19 protein-coding genes are annotated in these 18828 nt (G+C 69.7%); 10 read left to right on the forward strand and 9 right to left on the reverse strand.

Features of this window, described 5'->3' with window-relative positions:
* The first annotated feature begins 19 nt into the window (after positions 1–19).
* The 4 genes from OG735_RS35295 to ahcY are packed head-to-tail and all read left to right on the forward strand — an operon-like array spanning position 20 to position 6840.
* Positions 20–1015, forward strand: a complete 996-nt coding sequence (locus OG735_RS35295) for a carbohydrate kinase family protein (RefSeq protein ID WP_327327198.1) — start codon at positions 20–22, stop codon at positions 1013–1015.
* The gene (gene metH, locus OG735_RS35300) at positions 1012–4509 is read left to right on the forward strand and encodes a methionine synthase (RefSeq protein ID WP_327327199.1); all 3498 of its coding nucleotides are present in this window, start codon (positions 1012–1014) and stop codon (positions 4507–4509) included. Before OG735_RS35295 ends, metH begins: the two co-directional genes overlap by 4 nt.
* Positions 4503–5408 (forward strand): methylenetetrahydrofolate reductase [NAD(P)H], encoded by a 906-nt coding sequence (metF, locus tag OG735_RS35305; RefSeq protein WP_327327200.1) that lies wholly within the window; start codon positions 4503–4505, stop codon positions 5406–5408. The genes metH and metF overlap by 7 nt, the downstream gene beginning before the upstream one ends.
* Positions 5386–6840 carry an adenosylhomocysteinase gene (gene ahcY, locus OG735_RS35310; protein ID WP_327327201.1) on the forward strand — a complete coding sequence of 485 codons (1455 nt, stop codon included), beginning with the start codon at positions 5386–5388 and terminating at the stop codon, positions 6838–6840. The genes metF and ahcY overlap by 23 nt, the downstream gene beginning before the upstream one ends.
* 146 nt (positions 6841–6986) lie before the next feature.
* Here ahcY and OG735_RS35315 read toward each other — a convergent pair whose 3' ends face one another.
* From OG735_RS35315 to OG735_RS35325, 3 genes are all read right to left on the reverse strand, one after another.
* A complete protein-coding gene (locus tag OG735_RS35315; RefSeq protein WP_326653826.1) occupies positions 6987–7280 on the reverse strand; it encodes a hypothetical protein in 294 nt (97 codons plus the stop codon).
* Positions 7281–7344: 64 nt separating this feature from the next.
* Positions 7345–7761: a hypothetical protein gene (locus OG735_RS35320; protein ID WP_442812544.1), complete on the reverse strand. Its 417-nt coding sequence runs from the start codon at positions 7759–7761 to the stop codon at positions 7345–7347.
* A complete protein-coding gene (locus tag OG735_RS35325) occupies positions 7758–8207 on the reverse strand; it encodes an ATP-binding protein (protein WP_327327202.1) in 450 nt (149 codons plus the stop codon). Before OG735_RS35325 ends, OG735_RS35320 begins: the two co-directional genes overlap by 4 nt.
* 166 nt (positions 8208–8373) lie before the next feature.
* Here OG735_RS35325 and OG735_RS35330 point away from each other — a divergent pair, with 166 nt between their 5' ends.
* Positions 8374–9234, forward strand: coding sequence for a helix-turn-helix domain-containing protein (locus tag OG735_RS35330; protein WP_327327203.1), 861 nt, complete (start codon positions 8374–8376; stop codon positions 9232–9234).
* Entirely contained in the window at positions 9235–9471 is a 237-nt protein-coding gene (locus tag OG735_RS35335; protein WP_326653830.1) for a DUF397 domain-containing protein, read from the forward strand. It begins immediately after the preceding gene.
* A gap of 67 nt (positions 9472–9538) precedes the next feature.
* Here the strand turns inward: OG735_RS35335 and OG735_RS35340 are convergent, their stop codons facing one another.
* The gene (locus OG735_RS35340; RefSeq protein WP_327327205.1) at positions 9539–11461 is read right to left on the reverse strand and encodes a M64 family metallopeptidase; all 1923 of its coding nucleotides are present in this window, start codon (positions 11459–11461) and stop codon (positions 9539–9541) included.
* A 241-nt stretch (positions 11462–11702) separates the two neighbouring features.
* On the opposite strand from OG735_RS35340, the gene OG735_RS35345 reads away from it, so the two are divergent.
* Positions 11703–12716: a LamG-like jellyroll fold domain-containing protein gene (locus OG735_RS35345; protein ID WP_327327206.1), complete on the forward strand. Its 1014-nt coding sequence runs from the start codon at positions 11703–11705 to the stop codon at positions 12714–12716.
* Between the two features lie 65 nt (positions 12717–12781).
* On the opposite strand, the gene OG735_RS35350 is transcribed toward OG735_RS35345, so the two are convergent.
* The gene (locus OG735_RS35350) at positions 12782–14173 is read right to left on the reverse strand and encodes a glycosyltransferase family 87 protein (RefSeq protein ID WP_327327207.1); all 1392 of its coding nucleotides are present in this window, start codon (positions 14171–14173) and stop codon (positions 12782–12784) included.
* 221 nt (positions 14174–14394) lie between these two features.
* On the opposite strand from OG735_RS35350, the gene OG735_RS35355 reads away from it, so the two are divergent.
* Positions 14395–14556 (forward strand): hypothetical protein, encoded by a 162-nt coding sequence (locus OG735_RS35355; RefSeq protein ID WP_327327208.1) that lies wholly within the window; start codon positions 14395–14397, stop codon positions 14554–14556.
* Between the two features lie 52 nt (positions 14557–14608).
* Positions 14609–14740 (forward strand): hypothetical protein, encoded by a 132-nt coding sequence (locus OG735_RS35360; protein WP_327327209.1) that lies wholly within the window; start codon positions 14609–14611, stop codon positions 14738–14740.
* Between the two features lie 280 nt (positions 14741–15020).
* On the opposite strand, the gene OG735_RS35365 is transcribed toward OG735_RS35360, so the two are convergent.
* The 4 genes from OG735_RS35365 to OG735_RS35380 are packed head-to-tail and all read right to left on the reverse strand — an operon-like array spanning position 15021 to position 18050.
* Positions 15021–15674 (reverse strand): methyltransferase domain-containing protein, encoded by a 654-nt coding sequence (locus OG735_RS35365; protein WP_327327210.1) that lies wholly within the window; start codon positions 15672–15674, stop codon positions 15021–15023.
* Positions 15671–16309 (reverse strand): TIGR04282 family arsenosugar biosynthesis glycosyltransferase, encoded by a 639-nt coding sequence (locus tag OG735_RS35370; protein ID WP_327327211.1) that lies wholly within the window; start codon positions 16307–16309, stop codon positions 15671–15673. Before OG735_RS35370 ends, OG735_RS35365 begins: the two co-directional genes overlap by 4 nt.
* Positions 16306–16998: a glycosyltransferase family 2 protein gene (locus OG735_RS35375; RefSeq protein WP_327327212.1), complete on the reverse strand. Its 693-nt coding sequence runs from the start codon at positions 16996–16998 to the stop codon at positions 16306–16308. Before OG735_RS35375 ends, OG735_RS35370 begins: the two co-directional genes overlap by 4 nt.
* The gene (locus tag OG735_RS35380) at positions 16998–18050 is read right to left on the reverse strand and encodes an NAD-dependent epimerase/dehydratase family protein (protein ID WP_327327213.1); all 1053 of its coding nucleotides are present in this window, start codon (positions 18048–18050) and stop codon (positions 16998–17000) included. Before OG735_RS35380 ends, OG735_RS35375 begins: the two co-directional genes overlap by 1 nt.
* Before the next feature lie 264 nt (positions 18051–18314).
* Between OG735_RS35380 and OG735_RS35385 the strand changes: the two genes are divergently transcribed.
* The gene (locus OG735_RS35385) at positions 18315–18827 is read left to right on the forward strand and encodes a TOBE domain-containing protein (protein WP_327327214.1); all 513 of its coding nucleotides are present in this window, start codon (positions 18315–18317) and stop codon (positions 18825–18827) included.
* Position 18828: the final 1 nt, after the last annotated feature.

The following is an 18828-nucleotide window of genomic DNA, read 5'->3' on the forward strand; positions in this document are numbered from 1 at the left end:
GAACCAAGGAGCAGTGACCGTGCGCATAGCCGTAACTGGTTCGATCGCAACGGACCACCTCATGGTCTTCCCCGGCCGGTTCACCGAGCAGCTCATCGCCGGCAGCCTCGACAAGGTCTCGCTCTCCTTTCTCGTCGAGGAGCTCGAGATCCGGCGCGGCGGCGTCGCAGCGAACATAGCCTTCGGCCTCGGCCGCCTGGGTCTTGGCCCGCACCTCGTCGGAGCGGTGGGCACGGACTTCGCCGACTACCAGGTCTGGCTCAAGGAGAACGGCGTCGACACCGAGTCGGTGCACATCAGCGAGTCGCTGCACACCGCGCGCTTCGTGTGCACCACCGACGCGGACCACAACCAGATCGGCTCCTTCTACGCCGGAGCCATGAGCGAAGCACGCACCATCGAACTGCGGCCGCTGCACGAGCGGGTCGGCGGCCTCGACCTGGTGGTGATCTCGCCCAACGATCCCGCGGCCATGGTCCGCCACACCCGCGAATGCACGCACCTCGGCCTGCGGTTTGCCGCCGACCCCTCGCAGCAGCTCGCGTTCATGCAACGCGACGACGTGCGCGAACTGCTCGCGGGACCCACCTATCTGTTCACCAATGAGTACGAGAGTGTGCTCATCCAGGAGAAGACCGGCTGGACCGAACAGCAGATCCTGGGCCGGGTGGGCACCTGGGTGACCACCCGGGGCGCGGACGGCGCACGCGTGGAAACAGCCGGGCGGCGGCCCATCGACGTACCGTCGGTCCCGCCGGTGGGCACGCCCGAACCGACCGGTGCCGGAGACGCCTTCCGGGCCGGCTTCCTCGCCGCCACTGCGTGGGGCCTCGGCCTGGAACGCGCAACGCAGTTGGGCAGCGCACTGGCCACCACCGTGCTGGAGACCACGGGCACGCAGCCGGACGAGCTGAACGGCGCCGGCCTGCTGGCCCGGGTACGCGGCACGTACGGCGCGGTGGCCGCCGCCGAACTGTCGGCGTATGTCACTCCGCACATGGCGGCAGCGGGATGAGCGCGGCCCGGATCGACGCCCTGCGTGAGGCGCTTGCCACGCGTGTGGTGGTGGCTGATGGTGCGATGGGCACGATGTTGCAGGCGCAGGATCCGACGCTTGAGGATTTTGAGAATCTCGAGGGGTGTAACGAGGTCCTCAATGTGACGCGTCCGGACATTGTGCGGTCGGTGCATGAGGAGTACTTCGCGGTCGGGGTGGACTGCGTGGAGACGAACACGTTCGGCGCAAATTTTGCTGCGTTGGCGGAGTACGACATTCCCGGGCGGGTTTTCGAGCTGTCGGAGTCGGGGGCGCGGATCGCGCGTGAGGTGGCGGACGAGTTCACGGTGTCGAGTGGGCGGCAGCGGTGGGTGCTGGGTTCGATGGGGCCGGGTACGAAGCTGCCGACGCTGGGTCATGCGCCGTATGTGAAGCTGCGGGACGCCTACCAGCAGAACGCGGAGGGCATGATCGCCGGTGGTGCGGATGCGCTGCTGGTGGAGACGACGCAGGATCTGCTGCAGACGAAGGCTGCGATTCTCGGTGCCCGGCGGGCTCTGGAGGCGACCGGCACGAACCTTCCGGTCATCTGCTCGGTGACGGTGGAGACGACCGGGACGATGCTGCTGGGTTCGGAGATCGGTGCGGCGCTGACGGCGCTGGAGCCGCTGGGTATCGACATGATCGGGTTGAACTGCGCGACGGGTCCGGCGGAGATGAGTGAGCATCTGCGTTATCTGGCCCGGCACTCGCGGATCCCGCTGTCGTGCATGCCCAATGCGGGTCTGCCGGTGCTGGGCAGGAACGGTGCGCACTATCCGCTGTCGGCGGGTGAGCTGGCGGATGCGCAGGAGACGTTCGTACGCGAATACGGGCTGTCGCTGGTGGGTGGGTGCTGCGGTACGACGCCGGAGCATTTGCGTCAGGTTGTGGAGCGGGTGCGGGATCTGGTGCCCACGCGGCGTGAGCCGCGTCCGGAGCCGGGTGCCGCGTCGTTGTATCAGACGGTGCCGTTCCGTCAGGACACGGCGTATATGGCGATCGGTGAGCGGACGAACGCCAACGGCAGCAAGAAGTTCCGTGAGGCGATGCTGGAGGGCCGCTGGGACGACTGTGTCGAGATCGCGCGGGATCAGATCCGTGAGGGTGCGCACATGCTGGATCTGTGTGTGGACTATGTCGGGCGTGATGGTGTGGCGGACATGGAGGAGCTGGCGGGCCGGTTCGCGACCGCGTCCACGCTGCCGGTCGTGCTGGACTCGACGGAACTGGATGTGCTGCGGGCGGGGTTGGAGAAGCTGGGTGGCCGTGCGGTCATCAACTCCGTCAACTATGAGGACGGTGACGGGCCCGAGTCGCGGTTCGCGAGGGTCACCGCGCTGGCCCGGGAGCATGGTGCCGCGTTGATCGCGCTGACCATCGATGAGGAGGGCCAGGCCCGTACGGTCGAGCACAAGGTCCAGGTCGCGGAGCGGCTCATTGAGGATCTGACCGGTAACTGGGGTGTGCTGGAGTCGGACATTCTCATCGACACGTTGACGTTCACGATCTGCACGGGTCAGGAGGAGTCCCGTAAGGACGGCATTGCCACGATCGGGGCCATTGGTGAGCTGAAGCGGCGTCATCCCGAGGTGCAGACGACGCTGGGTCTGTCGAATATTTCGTTCGGGCTGAATCCGGCGGCCCGTGTGGTGCTGAACTCGGTGTTCCTGGACGAGTGTGTGAAGGCGGGTCTGGATTCGGCGATCGTGCATGCGTCGAAGATCCTGCCGATCGCCCGGCTGAAGGAGGAGGAGGTCCAGGTCGCGCTGGATCTGATCTACGACCGGCGTGCCGAGGGCTATGACCCCCTGCAGAGGCTCATGGAGCTGTTCGAGGGCGTCAATATGAAGTCGATGAAGGCGGGCAAGGCCGAGGAGCTGCTTGCGCTGCCGCTGGAGGAGCGGCTCAAGCGCCGCATCATCGATGGTGAGAAGAACGGCCTGGAGGCGGACCTGGATGAGGCGCTGGTCACGCGTCCGGCGCTGGAGATCGTCAACGACACGCTGCTGGACGGCATGAAGGTGGTCGGTGAGCTGTTCGGCTCGGGTCAGATGCAGCTGCCGTTCGTGTTGCAGTCGGCCGAGGTGATGAAGAACGCGGTGGCGTATCTCGAGCCGCACATGGAGAAGTCGGACGCGGACGGCAAGGGCACGATCGTGCTGGCCACGGTCCGCGGGGACGTCCATGACATCGGCAAGAACCTCGTCGACATCATCCTGTCCAACAACGGCTACAACGTGGTCAACCTGGGGATCAAGCAGCCGGTCTCGGCGATCCTGGAGGCCGCGGAGGAGCACCGGGCCGATGTGATCGGCATGTCGGGGCTGCTGGTGAAGTCCACGGTGATCATGAAGGAGAACCTGCAGGAACTCAACCAGCGCAAGCTGGCTGCCGACTACCCCGTCATCCTCGGCGGCGCCGCCCTGACCCGCGCCTATGTCGAACAGGATCTGCACGAGATCTACGAGGGCGAAGTCCGCTACGCGCGTGATGCGTTCGAGGGGCTGCGGCTGATGGACGCCCTCATCGGCATCAAGCGCGGCATCCCCGGGGCCGTCCTGCCCGAACTCAAGCAGCGCCGGGTGCGGGCCACCACGAACGCGGTGATCGAGGAACGCCCCGAGGAGGGTGCGGTCCGCTCCGATGTGGCCGTCGACAACCCGGTCCCCGCCCCGCCGTTCTGGGGCACGCGGGTGATCAAGGGCATCCAGCTGAAGGAGTACGCGTCCTGGCTGGACGAAGGCGCGCTGTTCAAGGGCCAGTGGGGGCTGAAGCAGGCCCGTACCGGCGATGGCCCGACCTACGACGAGCTGGTGGAGTCCGAGGGCCGGCCGCGGCTGCGGGGCTGGCTGGACCAGCTGCACACCCGCAACCTGCTGGAGGCGGCCGTGGTCTACGGCTACTTCCCCTGCGTGTCCAAGGGCGATGATCTGATCCTGCTGAACGAGGACGGTTCCGAGCGGACCCGGTTCTCCTTCCCGCGTCAGCGCCGTGGCCGCCGGCTGTGTCTGGCGGACTTCTTCCGTCCCGAGGAGTCCGGCGAGAGGGACGTGGTGGGTCTGCAGGTCGTCACCGTCGGCTCCAGGATCGGTGAGGCGACCGCCGAACTCTTCGCGTCCGACTCCTACCGTGACTACCTCGAACTGCACGGCCTGTCCGTGCAGCTGGCCGAGGCACTGGCCGAATACTGGCACGCCCGGGTCCGTGCGGAGCTCGGTTTCGCCGGCGAGGACCCCGCCGATGTGGAAGACATGTTCGCGCTGAAGTACCGGGGCGCCCGTTTCTCGCTCGGCTACGGCGCCTGCCCGGATCTGGAGGACCGCGCGAAGATCGCGACCCTGCTGGAGCCCGAGCGGATCGGTGTCCAGCTGTCCGAGGAATTCCAGCTCCACCCGGAACAGTCCACCGACGCCATCGTCATCCACCACCCCGAAGCCAAGTACTTCAACACGGGAGGGTCTCGATGGTGACGACTCTGCGGGACGTTCTCGCGGCGGGGGAGCGTTCGTACTCCTTCGAGTTCTTTCCGCCCAAGACCGACGTGGGTGAAGAACGGCTCTGGGACGCCATCCGCCGGATCGAGTCCCTGTCGCCCGCCTTCGTCTCGGTGACGTACGGCGCAGGCGGTTCGTCCCGGGACCGTACCGTCGCGGTGACCAAGAAGATCGCCACCCTGACGACCCTTCGCCCGGTGGCCCATCTCACCGCCGTGGGCCACTCGGTGGCCGAACTGCGGCACATCATCGGCCAGTACGCGGACGCGGGCATTCGCGACGTCCTCGCGCTGCGCGGCGACCCGCCGGGTGACCCGAAGGGCACCTGGGTCTCCCATCCCCAGGGGCTTACGTACGCAAGGGAACTGGTCGAACTGGTCCGTGAGTTGGGTGACTTCAGCGTGGGAGTGGCGGCGTTCCCGGAGCGTCATCCCCGGTCGCCGGACTGGGACACCGACATCCGGCACTTCGCGGCCAAGTGCCGTGCGGGCGCCGACTACGCCATCACCCAGATGTTCTTCGACGTCGAGTACTACCTGAGGCTGCGCGACCGGGCGGCGGCTGCGGGATGTGACACCCCGATCATTCCCGAGATCATGCCGGCGACCGACTACCGGCAGATCCGCCGCTTCGCCGAACTCAGCGACGCGGCCTTCCCGGAGGAGCTCGCCGGACGACTTCATGCCGCCCGGGACAACCCGGAGGAAGCTCATCGGATCGGTGTCGACCACGCGATCGCGATGGCGGAGCGCCTGCTCGACGAAGGCGCTCCGGGCCTGCACTACATCACCCTGAACCGATCGCCTGCGACGGTGGAGATACACCGGGGCGTCAGGAAGACGAGGAGTACCCATGCCCTCTCAGTCCGCCACTGACTTCAAGGTGGCCGACCTTTCCCTCGCGGAGTTCGGTCGCAAGGAGATCACTCTTGCCGAGCATGAGATGCCCGGTCTGATGTCGATCCGTAGGGAGTACGCCGCCGCTCAGCCGTTGGCGGGTGCCCGGATCACGGGTTCGCTGCATATGACGGTGCAGACGGCCGTGCTGATCGAGACTCTGGTCGCGCTGGGCGCCGAGGTGCGCTGGGCGTCGTGCAACATCTTCTCCACCCAGGACCACGCGGCCGCGGCGATCGCGGTCGGGCCGGCCGGCACGCCTCAGGCTCCGGCCGGTGTTCCGGTGTTCGCGTGGAAGGGGGAGACGCTTCAGGAGTACTGGTGGTGCACGGAGCAGGCGCTGACCTGGCCCAACACGCCCACCGGCGGCCCGAACATGATCCTGGACGACGGCGGGGATGCCACCTTGCTGGTCCACAAGGGTGTGGAGTTCGAGAAGGCCAGCTCGGCCCCGGACCCCTCGACGGCGGACAGTGAGGAGTACGGGCACATCCTGACGCTGCTCAACCGCACCCTGGCCGAGGCGCCGCAGAAGTGGACGCAGCTTGCCTCGGAGATCCGTGGTGTGACGGAGGAGACCACGACCGGTGTGCACCGGCTGTACGAGATGCACCGGGACGGCACGCTGCTGTTCCCGGCGATCAACGTGAACGACGCCGTGACCAAGTCGAAGTTCGACAACAAGTACGGCTGCCGGCACTCGCTGATCGACGGTATCAACCGGGCCACCGATGTCCTGATCGGCGGCAAGACGGCGGTCGTGTGCGGCTACGGCGATGTGGGCAAGGGCTGCGCGGAGTCGCTGCGCGGTCAGGGTGCCCGGGTGATCGTGACGGAGATCGACCCGATCTGTGCGCTGCAGGCGGCGATGGACGGCTACCAGGTGACTACGCTGGAGGAGGTGGTGGAGACGGCGGACATCTTCATCACCACGACCGGTAACAAGGACATCATCCTGGCTTCGGACATGGCCAGGATGAAGCACCAGGCGATCGTGGGGAACATCGGTCACTTCGACAACGAGCTCGACATGGCCGGCCTGGCCGCCGTCCCCGGTGTCGTGAAGGACGAGGTCAAGCCGCAGGTGCACACCTGGACCTTCCCGGACGGCAAGGTCCTGATCGTGCTGTCGGAGGGCCGGCTGCTGAACCTGGGCAACGCGACGGGTCATCCCTCGTTCGTGATGTCGAACAGCTTCGCGGACCAGACGCTGGCCCAGATCGAGCTGTTCACCAAGCCCGAGGAGTACCCGACCGACGTGTATGTGCTGCCCAAGCACCTGGACGAGAGGGTCGCCCGGCTCCACCTGGACGCGCTCGGCGTGAAGCTGACCACGCTCCGCCCCGAGCAGGCCGCCTACATCGGCGTCGAGGTCGAGGGCCCGTACAAGCCCGACCACTACCGCTACTGATCGACTACGGAGGCTGATCCACCCCGAAGACCAGGCCCCCGCCCATCCCCCGGGTGGGGGCCTGATCTTTTCCCGCTTACCCGCTTACCCGCTTACCCGCTTTCCCGCGCCCCGCCCATGCCCTCACTGGCCGTCAGCACCGGCCGTCAGCGCATCGACGCGACGGCCCACTCCGAGGCCACTGCCACTGCGACGCCGACCCCCAGCACCGCCGTGGCCACGCGCGTACGTCCCTGTCGGCTGAGCACGAGCGCGCTGCCCGAGAGGATCAGCGCGATGCCGTAGAAGCCCATGGTCAGCACCGAGTGCGTGCTGCCGAGCCGCAGCACCAGGGTGGCGCCCACAGCGATCATGATGACCGCGGAGAGAGCTATCCGTATGCGGCGTGCCTGACGTGGTGTGAGCCCCTGCCGCTCCGGGCTCGAATTGGCTTCTGACATGCCCGAAGACTAGCCGTCGCGTCTCCGCGGGGGCCGCACCGGGCCGACTTGTGATCCGCTCAGGTCACGCACCGCGCGCACTGCCGACCTCGGCCGCCCACAGCGGCGCGATGCCGGTGAGTTGGCAGGCCATCAGATAGAGGGGGATCGGCGGGGTGTAGGGGCTGGTGCCGTCGGGCCGGCGGATCAGTCGCGGTTTCGTCGCCGGTACATAGGCACCGCGGGCGTAGTGCGAGGGCAGCGGCCAGGTCAGCTCGAGGTCCGAGCCGGCGGGCACGATCCACCACCACCAGTCATTGTCCGCGAATACACAGCCGTTCCGCGGCAGACGCCCAAGGAGCCGGAATCCGTACCGGGCGGGCACGCCCACGGCGTCGCAGCCCAGCGTGGCCTGCAGCGCGGGCGGCAGAATCAGCCTGGTCATCCGGCGCTCGCCGGCACGTCGGCCGCCCCGCGAGAGGAAGACGGCCAGGTTCTTCATCGTGGACTCTCCGACCAGTACGGCACTTCCGTTCCGTACGGCAGTTCGTCCTCGTGCGGCAGTTCGGCCCACACCATGCGGCCCGGGCCGAGGTGCGACTCGTGCGAACCCCAGGCGCTGCTCAGGGATTCGACCAGCAGCAGCCCGCGTCCGCGTTCCTCGTCGATGGCGCGGCACACATGCGGGCCGGTGGGTGCGGAACCCTGGTCGTGCACGCTGATGCGCAAGCGCTCAATGCCGTTGAGCAGTTCGCAGGCGACCAGATGACCGGCGGTGTGCACGACCGCGTTGGTGACCAGTTCGGAGATGACCAGCATCGCCGTTTCGTGGATATCGCCGCCTATGCCCCAGTGGTGCAGCCGCTGGCGGGCGAGCTTTCTGGCACTGGCGACAAATTCGACGCGCGCCGGTAGCTCGAAGCCGTACCGGTGATGAGGAGCCCCCAAGCACGGGTTTAGGTGCCATGGAGTGAGCGCGTCACGGTTCACACGGCCACTCTCTCCCTGCAGGACGCACATTGGCAAGACCCACTCTGAAAATTGCAGAGTGGGCATATTCATCACTGCGGGGGCGTGGCAGACTGCTCGCAACAGCACAGGGGGAGGTCTGGGAGTGAGCGAACCGCGGTCCGCCCCAACCGTGGGTCAGGTCGTTCTCGGTAAGCGCTTGCAGGATCTGCGGGAGCGGGCCGGTCTCAGGCGTGAAGAGGCCGCCAAGGTGCTGCGTGTCGCCGCGGGCACGATCCGCAGGATGGAGACGGCCGAGGTCGCGCTGAAAATCCCTTATGTCCAGCTTCTGTTGAGCGCATACGGGATCACGGACGACGAGGCGCGCGGCTTTATCGAGCTGGCCGAAGAGGCCAATAGGCCGGGCTGGTGGCAGCGCTTCCATGACGTACTGCCGGGCTGGTTCAGCATGTACGTCAGCCTGGAGGGCGCGGCCAGCCTCATCCGCGCGTACGAACCGCACTTTGTGCCCGGTCTGCTGCAGACGGAGGACTACGCCCGGGCGATCATGCTCGGCGGAGCCGTCGGGCGGACCGATCCGGCGGACATCGAGCGCCATGTGGCGCTGCGGATGGAACGCCAGTCCCTGCTCACCGGACCAGGCGCCCCCAGACTCTGGGTGATCATGGACGAGACGGTGTTCCGCAGGCCCGTCGGCGGTCCCGGCGTCATGCGGGCGCAGATCGACCGGTTGCTCGAAGGTGCCGAACTGCCCCATGTCACTCTGCAGATAGCGGAGTTCGCGACCGGACACCACCCCGGCACCTATGGGCCGTTCGTCCTCTTCCGGTTCGCCGTCCCCGAGCTCCCGGACATGGTCTACAGCGAGTATCTGACCGGCGCCGTCTATCTGGACGCGCGCCCCGAGGTCGCATCGCATCTTGAGGTCCTGGACCGCATGGCTGCGCAGGCCGCGACTGCACAACGTACGAAGGAGATCCTCAGGGATCTCCGCGAGGAGCTGTGAATGGATCGCATATACAACGGCATGCCCGCGGCCGAGCTGGGTGCCGAGGGCTGGCACAAGCCGTGGAGCGGCGGCAATGGCGGCAACTGCTTCGAGACCATGAAGCTCGCCGACGGCAGGGTCGCGGTGCGTCAGTCCGCCGACCCCGACGGCCCCGCGCTGATCTACACCTCCGGCGAGATCGCCGCGTTCATTCAGGGGGCCAAGTCGGGGAAGGCGGACTTTCTTCTCACCTGATTCCTCGGCCGCCGCTCATCGGCCGGGACACGGGGAGCGATGTGCGGGCGTCGCCCGCAAGGCCTGGTCAGCCCGCCGCGGCTCCCTTCGCCGCTTCCGGCGGGAGCAGCGTCGTGAGGAACGACTTCGGCGCCGAGACATTCCCGGCCGAGTCGAGCGTCCGGTACTCGATCGTGTGCGTTCCGTAGTCGGGAGCGGCCTCGTCCCACGGCACCGCGCGCGTCCTTCCGAGCTTGCCGTAGACCAGACCGTCGATGGCAGTGCCGCTCGGGGTGAAGAGGAAGGGCGCGTCGGCGTCGGTCGGCCAGCCGTAGTACGTCTGCCAGCCGTCACCGTCGACCCTGAACTGCGTCACCACGGAGCCGGCCCGGTCGTCGCGGGCCGTCAGCTTCATCGTGAAGGGTCCGTCGTAGACGTACTCCACCGGCCTGCCGGGCCGGTGCACCGTACGCAGGGGCTTCGAGAGCGCGTACGCCGCCGTCGCCGGGACCGCGTCCACCGTCCAGGTCAGTGTGGACGGCGTACCGGCGATACGGGCCGTGAGCCGGTGCGTGCCGGGTCGCAGCCGCAGCGCGCCCAGGTCGAGATCGCGGTCGTTGCCCGGTCTGGCCAGCGGGCGGCCGTCGAGCGCCCAGCGGACCGTCACAGTCCGGTCGACGGGATGTGTGGTGTCGGCGTACACGACCGACGCCGAGCCCACCGGGGCCGTGGTGTCGGTGTGACCGGTGAAGGCGGCCCCGACGGGCTCGCGCGGGGTGGTGACGGCCGTGTCGACGGTCCAGGCGACGATGCGGGTCAGCGCCGCGGACGCGCGGATCGCCGGGTCGCGCACGAACGGCGTGGGGTCGGTGACCGTGGCCGTCAGCCTGTGCGTGCCGCGGGCCGGGTGGAGCCGCCGTAGATCGAGCGTGCGGGCGTCGCCGGTGGAGCGCAGCGGACGGCCGTCGAGCCGCCATACGACATCGAGCTCTCCGCCGACCGGATGCAGCGTGTCCACCCACACCGTCCGGTCGTCGCCGATCGCGGCAGTGTTCGGTGTGTGTCCCTGGACAAGGTTCACCTTGGCGGAGATCTTCTGCGCCATCACCTCGCGCTCGACCTGGTCGAAGGGGTAGCCGAGGGTCTTCATGATCGAGTGCTTGCTGGGCCGCCAGACGCCCTTGGTGCTGTACATCCCGCCGTCGAACCGTCCGATGACTCCGCCGGACTCGCTCCTCTCGCCCAGCCAGCGCCACCACTTGGCGCGCTGTTGCTTCATCTGCTCCTCCGTGAGCAGGGTGTGGTGGACGGAGGAGGGCTCACCGCCGCTGTACGCACCGCCGGGGACACCGCGCGCGTAGTAGTCGTACTCGTCCTGGAGCTTGCCCAGCGAGTGGCCGATCTCGTGCGGGGTGATCAGCGAGGAGAGCGCGTTGCCGCCGGAGGCCGTGGCGTAGGTGCCGCCGGCGCCGCCGTAGGTGTCGCTGTTGGCGAGGGCCACGATCTGCCGGTTCGCGTTCGCCGAGCCGGGGACGAGGTCGGCGAGCGCCGTCGCAGAACCGCTGTCGACGGTGAGCAGCCGCTGCACACTGTCGGCGTCGCATCCGCCCCAGAAGCCCATGTCCAGGGCCGTGTCGCGGCGCGGTGAGTCCAGACCCGGGTCGCAGTCCACACCCGACTCGGCGGAGGGAACCTCCACCGCCCACACATTGACGTAGGAGCGGTACGAGGCGAACGGCTCGGTGGACCAGAGCACATTGAGGTGCTTCTCGACATCGGCGCGGAACGCCGGCATCTCGTCGGCGGTGTAGCCGTCGCCGAGAACGATGATGTTGAAGCGCTTGTCGGCGGGTCCTGTGGTCTGCACGGGGACGACGGTGGCCTGGGCGGTCACCGGCTCCTCGGCCGCGCCGGACGGGGTTGCCGTGCCCAGGAGGCAGGCGGCGACAAGGGCCCCCACGGTGGCGAGCAGGGTGGCCGCTCTTCGGGGGCGTATACCGGGTGAGGTCATGGGGCCGGAGCGTACGACTCTGCCCAACGGGCCGTAAAGACAGCAGAGTTGGCCATGCGGCCGCAGTGACGACGCAGTGCGATCCGCAGCAACTCGGTGCCGCTGTTGTCCGGGACGCCGGCCTGTTAACTTGGCGCAGGCGCTGAGTGGAAGCGCTTTCTACGCAGTCCGAGCCGACGAGGTGAGCGAGATGCCCAAGCCACGAAGAGGCCGGTCAGCGACAGGATCCGGAAGGTGGCCGATGCGAAATCCAGCCCGTCCGGCGATCGAGGACAAGCGCGGCCCAAGGCCGCGCAAGCCGCTGAAGGTGCCCGGTCACCGTAGAAGAGGGCTCGTCGCGGCAGCGCTCGCAGTGGCCCTGCTGCCCTTGACGCTCGCACCCGCGGGAAGCGCAGGCGCGACCGACACATCCGGTCATGTACTGCCCAGCCTCAAGCGGAACCTGATCGCGTACTACGACTTCGGGCACCCCGTGCACGGCAACCGTGCCTGGGAGCGTGACCGGGGCCGGTCCGGCACCGATATCCAGTTGGTCAACGGCGGTTCACAGATGCGGGTACGGGACCGTGACCGCGGCCGTGTTCTGCAGACCCAGCAGGTCTCACCCCCCACCAAGGGCAACGACGACTGGAAGGCCGGCGTCTACGGCCCGACCGGTGTGTCCACCCTGCACGCCTTCAACGGCGTCCGCGAGACGACCGTCATGGGCTGGTTCAAGATGACCGGCGAGAACCCCAGCCCCAACTCCGGCTCCGACAACCCGGACGACCGGTACGGCGCGATCGGACTGGCAGGCATCCTCAACGGCACCTCGCAGGGCCATGACGTACGAGCCCTCCTCGAACTCATCACGGTCAACGGCGAGATGAAGGTCGTGGCCCTCGGCCGGCGCGTCGACGGTGCCAGTTCGCAGACCTTCGCCGCCGACGCCGACTGGAGGACGCTGCTGCCGCAGGACACATGGGTGTTCCTCGCGGCGACCTTCGACTACGACAGCGGCACCATGGCCCTCTACCGCAACGGCCGCCCGGTGCCCGGCTTCTACACCCTCACCGGCGATCCGTGGGCCGTCGAAGGACCGCCGGAACCCGACGTCGCCTCGCCGACCGACCCGCGCGGCATCAAGATCGGCGGCAGCTATCCGCAGAACAACAAGGAGGGCAACCCCTGCAACTGCCGGATGGACGACCTGATGTTCCTCGACCGGGCCCTCACGCCGGGCGAGATCCGGGCCCAGTACCGGCGGACCACGTAGGGGGTGCACCGTATGCGCGCAGTCCCGAGGCTCCCGGTCGCGCCGTTCGGCCCGGCCGTGATCCGCTACGACTGGACCGCCTGGGCGGCACGCGTGCCGGCCTGCCGGCCGTAACGACGACGCAGTACGCAGCCGGCGAGCACCGCGCCGGCTGCGACCGCGTACGCCGTGGTGCCCACCGCCTCCGCCTCGGCGTCCATGTGCACGGTGACGTACTTCGCCGCGCCCGCCACGGCGACACCCAGCCACTCCCACCGGCCGTCGAGGGCGACCAGCGCCACCAGCAGCAGCGCGTACCAGGAGTAGCCCGGAGTCAGCAGCAGAAAGGCGGTACCGGTGACCAACAAGGCTCCGCTCCAGGGACGTTCGGGATCGCCACGCCGCAGCACCCGCACGACGACCACCAGCATCACGACGATCACCGCGGCAGGCGCCCAGTCGTCCGGCAGCACAAGACGCAGCAGGGCATAGCGGTTGCGGGCGGAGGGGTCGTCGTACCCCTCCTCCTCCACATAGCCGCCGAGGAAACCGAAGACCGAGCCGTCGGAGACGAGGACGTACGGCAGATAGCTCAGCGCCACCACCGCGGCGGCCGGCAACAGCACCGCCGCCGCGTCCCGTACCCGCCGAACGCCGGACAGCGCGCCCGGCAGCACCACGGCAGGCAGCAGCTTGGTCACGATCGCCGCGCCGAGCAGCGCCCCGCCGAGGATGCGCCGCCGGACCACGACACCCAATGCCACCACCGTCAGGAGCACGCCGAGCACATCGGCATGCGCGTTGTTCACCGCCTCGATCGGCACGATCGGGCACCAGGCCCAGTACGCCGCATGTCGTGGATCGCCGCGCCGCCGCAGGACCAGCAGCAGCGCCGCGGTGGTGCCCAGCGCCAGCAGAGCGCCGCCCGTCTGCAGCGCCTTGTGCCGTACACCGTCCGGCGACAGCGCGTGGACGAGCAGGAAGTACCCCTCCGCCACCGGCGGGTAGATGGTGTGCACCTGCGGCCGGTTGAGCCGGGTGCAGTGGATCTCGCCCGCGGGACCGGAGATCCGCACCCGCTCGGGCAGGGCGCACGCCGTCCCGGTCGGGAAGAGCCAGTCGTCGCGGAGCCCGGCGAGCGCGGGATCGGCGGGTGCGTGGTCGTACGGCGAGATCCCGGCAGCCTGCACCCTGCCGTCCCAGGCGTAGCGGTACGAGTCGGTGCTGGTGCGCGGGGGAGCGAGAAGCCCGGTCGCGGTCACCGCGATACCGCCCGCGACGACGAGGACCACAGCATGGCGCACCGGAGTCCTGCGAACCGCGAAGACCGCCGCGGCGAACAGCACCCAGCAGGCGGCGTACCACCAGGAGAGACCGGCAGGATCGTCGATATAGCCGTCCTTGCGGACGGTCAGGGCGAGAACAGCTGTCAGGGCCGCGAGCAGGGTGCCGGCGGCGAGAGTACGCGGGTTGATCACAGGCCCAGCGTCGCAGCCGGAACCGGCCCGGACCGCGCGCCGCCCCCTGACGTCCGCATTCCGTAAGGTGTTGGACCCGTCCGCGCGGCCCGTCGTCGGAGGTCTTATGGAGACATGAAGCTCCGACCACCACGAACGCCTCGACTGCCCCCGGATCCCCGCACCGGTCCTCCCGGCCTTCTCCGGCAGGCCGCACGACGCCCGCACTGCCACCTCTTCTGGTGACGGGCGGGCAGCTGAAGGACGTGGCGCTCTGGCCGGCGGGCGCGATCGTCCTGCACGACGGGGTCGTTGCCCCGCTGGTGCTCGGCACCGGCCTGCTGCTGGCGGCCGTCCCTGCCCGCGGCGGGTCCGCGGCGCACTGGTGGTGGCCGGCTGCCTGACGGTGATCGCGCTGCCGGCGCTGCTGGGCCGGGGGCGCCGAAGAACGCCTCCGTGCTGCCGCTGGACTATCCGCGCAACTGGCTGATCGCACTGGCGGCGGTGGCAGTGCTCACGGGCGTACTGCTGGTGGGGATACGGGTGCTGCGCCGGTGGACGGCCTGTCGCCGCGCGCCACCTGGCTGAATCCTCGGCGAACTGGTTGCCGGACCACGGGACATGGGTGTGTGCCAGGGCAGACCGCCAGGTGGCAGCGGCAGCGCGGAGTCGTGCTGTGGCAGGCCACGTCGAGCGGGCAGCAGCCGACCGGTATCGGCCCGCCGCGCGGCCGCACCATGCCACGGCCGAGCGGCCGGCCCGGGTTTGGCCGACCGTCCGGCCGACCCGGGTCCGGCCGACCGGGTCCAGCCGACGCCGGCCCCGGCCTGGCAGCCGGTCCAGCCGATCCGGGTCCGGCCGCCGCCGGCTATGCGGGGCGCAGCGCGACGAAGGTACGCCCGGCGGCCGTCCAGCGGTCGACCCCCGACTCCGGCACCGCCCAGCCGGCCTCCCGCGCATACCGGAGCAGCGCGGGAGTGCCGAGGCGGGCCCACGGGAACGCCGAGCCCTGTGCGCTGCCGCCGTCGAAGACGCGGACCTGGACGCGTTCGTCCACATCGAGCGGGTTGGTCTCCACGAGCAGCACACCGTCCTCGGCGATGAGGCGGGACACGCGGGCCAGCAGGGCGCGGGGGTCGCCGCCTATGCCGATATTGCCGTCGATGAGCAGCGCCGTACCCCAACTCCCCTCGCGGGGAAGCGGATCGAAGACGGAACGGTGCAGCGCACTGCCGCCCGTCCGTACCGTGCGGGCAACCGCCTCGGGGCTCACATCGATGCCCAGCGTCGGCCGTCCCAGCTCGGCGAGCGCCGCGACGAGACGGCCCGGGCCGCAGCCGATGTCGAGCACCGCGCCTCGGCAGCGCTCCAGCACGGTCAGATCGGCGGCGTCCGGCGCGGCGCACCAGCGTTCCACCTCCAGCGGCAGCAGCCAGCCGTCGGGGCGGCGCAGAAAGAGCGGGCCGCGGCCGGTGCGCAGAGCGTCGGTGTAAGGATCGGCCTGCCAGGCGGGCGCGGTCATCGCGCCCCGGTCCCGGCGAGCGCGGCGAGGGTCGCGGCGAACCGGGTGTGCGGGGCCTCGGCCGCGACCAGCCGGGCGTCTTCCGCCGTGTCGACGTCCCGCAGCAGCGGCAGATCACGCACCGTCAGCCCGGCATCGGTGAGCTGCTGTCGCTGTACGGCGCCGGTCCTGGACACGGACATCGGCACGCCGAGCAGCAGCGCGGGATCGGGCTCGGCCAGCCCGAGCGCCCAGAACCCGCCGTCGTCGGCCGGGCCGAAGGATGCCTCTCCGTCGCCCAATTCCAGTCCGAGGGCGAGGAGTTCAACTGTCACTTGTGGGGTGTCCATTCCGATCAGCAGGCTGGGTCCGTCGCAGAGCCCGAAGGCATGGGCGAGCCGGGAGTCGAGCCCGCCCGCGCACTGCGGTACGACCTCGATGCCGGCCGGCAGCCAGTCGCCGGGAACACCGTCGAGTACAAGGACCCGTCGGCGTGCGGGCGTGGCGAGCACGACGTCGAGGGTGTCGAGGAGAGCGGCTTCGGCGAGACAGGCGGCTTCGGCAGGGGAGTACGCGGGGGTGAGCCGGGTCTTCACCCGGCCGGGTACGGGGGCCTTGGCGATGACGAGCAGCGTGCCCGCGGATGAGGAGCTCATCGCACACCACCCCCGACCCCGCGCGCCGACGGCTCCGCGAGCACCGCACGCATGTCCCGTACCGCCTGCCATGTGCCCCGCCACGTCCCCGTCACCTTCGACTTTCCCGATCTCGGCAGATACGGGACGTCCACCTCCGTCACCCGCCAGCCCGCGTCCGCCGCACGGACCACCATCTGGAGCGGATAGCCGCTGCGCCGGTCGGTCAGGGCCAGGGCGAGCAGGTCCTCGCGGCGTGCGGCCCGCAGTGGGCCCAGATCGCGCAGTCGCAGCCCGGTGCGCCGGCGCAGCATCCGCGACAGCGCCAGGTTCCCGGCCCGCGCATGCGGCGGCCATGCCCCGCGGGTCTGCGGCCGCCGTCGGCCCAGTACCAAGTCGCTCTCGCCGTCCGCCACTTGGCGTACAAAACCGGTCAGCAGCCCCGGATCCAGCGAGGCGTCGCAGTCGCAGAAGCAGACATACTCCGTCTCCGCCGCCAGCAGCCCCGCATGGCAGGCGGCCCCGAAGCCGCGCCGCCCCTCGTACACCACCTTCGCGCCCAGCCCGCGGGCGATCCGGTCCGAGTCGTCCGTCGAGCCGTTGTCCACCACGATCGCCCGCCATCCGTCCGGGATCCGCTCAAGCACCCACGGCAGCGCCTCGGCCTCGTTCAGACACGGAAGTACGACATCCACTCCGCCGCCCGTCATCACACGCCACCCCGCAGCCCGCTCGCGGCGAACTCCGCCATCCCGTCGGCGAAGCCGACCCGCGCCTTCCAGCCGAGCTCGGCCCTGATCCGTCGCGAGTCCGCGGTGATGTGCCGTACGTCGCCCAGCCGGAACTCCCCGGTGACCACGGGCGCAGGACCGCCGTGCGCCGCGGCCAGCGCGCCCGCCATCTCACCGACCGTGTGCGGCGTCCCGCTGCCCGTGTTGTACGCGGTCAGCACTCCCGCCTCGCGGCCGTGCAGCGACTCCAGGGCGAGCGCGTTCGCGTCCGCCACGTCCCGTACATGGACGAAGTCCCGCCGCTGGTGCCCGTCCTCGAAGACCCGCGGCGCCTCACCCCGCTCCAGCGCGGACCGGAAGAACGAGGCCACGCCCGCGTACGGCGTGTCGCGCGGCATCCCCGGCCCGTACACATTGTGGTAGCGCAGCGCCACGGCCCGCCCGCCCGTGCCGCGGGCCCACGCCGCGGCCAGATGCTCCTGGGCCAGCTTTGTCGTCGCGTACACATTGCGCGGGTCCGTCGGAGCGTCCTCGCCGACCAGACCGGACGTCAGCTCGGCGCCACAGTCGTGGCAGCGGGGCTCGAAGCGCCCGGCCGCGAGATCGCCGCCCGCGCGCGGCCCCGGCCGCACCTGCCCATGGAGCGGGCAGTCGTAGCGGCCCTCGCCGTAGACCACCATGGAGCTCGCCAGCACGAGTTCTGTGACACCGGCATCGGCCATGACCGTCAGCAGGACGGCCGTGCCGAGGTCGTTGCAGGCCACGTACTCCGGTGCGTCCGCGAAGTCCTTGCCGAGGCCGACCATGGCCGCCTGGTGGCAGACCGCGTCCACGCCGCGCAGCGCGCGCGTCGTCACCGCCCGGTCGCGGACGTCCCCGTGGATCCATTCGGCGTCGGGCATCGGCGGGGGTTCCGGATGGGCCGCCGGGAGCAGGGCGTCGAGCACGACCGGGTCATGGCCGAGAGCGGCGAGAGCCGCGACGACCTGCGAGCCGATGAAGCCCGCGCCTCCTGTGACAAGTACACGCATAGCTGCGACGCTACGGGCCGAAACCCTGCTCACCGGCGTTGCGCGCCGTGCCGTCACAGGTCCGTAAGGAGTTCAGCCCTACGGCACGGTCGGGCGCCGGTCGGGCGCCGGTCGGGCGCCGGTCGCGCCGCCCGGACGGGTGAGGCCGCGATGCCCGGCCGTACGGCTGTCGCGACCTGGTGCGCCCGGTCGCGGGTGACTGCCATGGTCCGGGTGCCCTCGTACTCTGCTACTTTCCTGAGGCGAGAAACCGGTTTCTCAACCGTGCGGGTTAAGGAGAGCGTCGCGTCGGCGACCGGCGACCGGCTCTCGCTCCGGCTCGCCGACGCGCAGCTGACGGGCCTGGACCGCGACGCGCTCGCGGCGGGCGGCCGCGGCGTCGCGGCGATACGACCCGAGGACCTGGATGTCGCGGAGGAGAACGCCGGCGGGCGCATCCCGGCGTGCATCGAGGTCGTCGAGTACCACGGCCGTGAACTCGCCGTACAGGCACGGTTGTCGGACGGCCAGCGGGTCCATTTCCGCACCGGCGGCAGGCTCGCCCCCGGAGACCGGGTGGATCTGGCGGCGGCGCCCGAGCGGGTCCTGGTCTTCGCCCCGGAGGGCGAGCGGCCGCCCGAGCCGGTCAACGCTCGGGGCGAACCGGCGGCAGCGGTTCCACGGCCACCACTGAGGCGGCGGTGCCGGTGTGCCCGGGTGTGGGTCCCGGGCACACCGGCCGTCCGGATTTCATGTGATCGCAACGGGGTGAACGGGCCGTGGGATACTCGGCGTTGAA

This window comes from Streptomyces sp. NBC_01210 (assembly GCF_036010325.1).
Classification (GTDB): domain Bacteria; phylum Actinomycetota; class Actinomycetes; order Streptomycetales; family Streptomycetaceae; genus Streptomyces.

What these genes read in the sequence shown, in the direction of transcription:
- OG735_RS35370 (WP_327327211.1), bottom strand. Translation starts at nt 16,309, where the DNA reads ATGAGCTCCTCATCCGCGGGCACGCTGCTCGTCATCGCCAAGGCCCCC.
- OG735_RS35380 (WP_327327213.1), bottom strand. Translation starts at nt 18,050, where the DNA reads ATGCGTGTACTTGTCACAGGAGGCGCGGGCTTCATCGGCTCGCAGGTC.
- OG735_RS35315 (WP_326653826.1), bottom strand. Translation starts at nt 7,280, where the DNA reads ATGTCAGAAGCCAATTCGAGCCCGGAGCGGCAGGGGCTCACACCACGT.
- OG735_RS35335 (WP_326653830.1), top strand. Translation starts at nt 9,235, where the DNA reads ATGGATCGCATATACAACGGCATGCCCGCGGCCGAGCTGGGTGCCGAG.
- OG735_RS35365 (WP_327327210.1), bottom strand. Translation starts at nt 15,674, where the DNA reads ATGACCGCGCCCGCCTGGCAGGCCGATCCTTACACCGACGCTCTGCGC.
- OG735_RS35320 (WP_442812544.1), bottom strand. Translation starts at nt 7,761, where the DNA reads ATGAAGAACCTGGCCGTCTTCCTCTCGCGGGGCGGCCGACGTGCCGGC.
- OG735_RS35340 (WP_327327205.1), bottom strand. Translation starts at nt 11,461, where the DNA reads ATGACCTCACCCGGTATACGCCCCCGAAGAGCGGCCACCCTGCTCGCC.
- OG735_RS35345 (WP_327327206.1), top strand. Translation starts at nt 11,703, where the DNA reads ATGCGAAATCCAGCCCGTCCGGCGATCGAGGACAAGCGCGGCCCAAGG.
- ahcY (WP_327327201.1), top strand. Translation starts at nt 5,386, where the DNA reads ATGCCCTCTCAGTCCGCCACTGACTTCAAGGTGGCCGACCTTTCCCTC.
- OG735_RS35375 (WP_327327212.1), bottom strand. Translation starts at nt 16,998, where the DNA reads ATGACGGGCGGCGGAGTGGATGTCGTACTTCCGTGTCTGAACGAGGCC.
- metH (WP_327327199.1), top strand. Translation starts at nt 1,012, where the DNA reads ATGAGCGCGGCCCGGATCGACGCCCTGCGTGAGGCGCTTGCCACGCGT.
- metF (WP_327327200.1), top strand. Translation starts at nt 4,503, where the DNA reads ATGGTGACGACTCTGCGGGACGTTCTCGCGGCGGGGGAGCGTTCGTAC.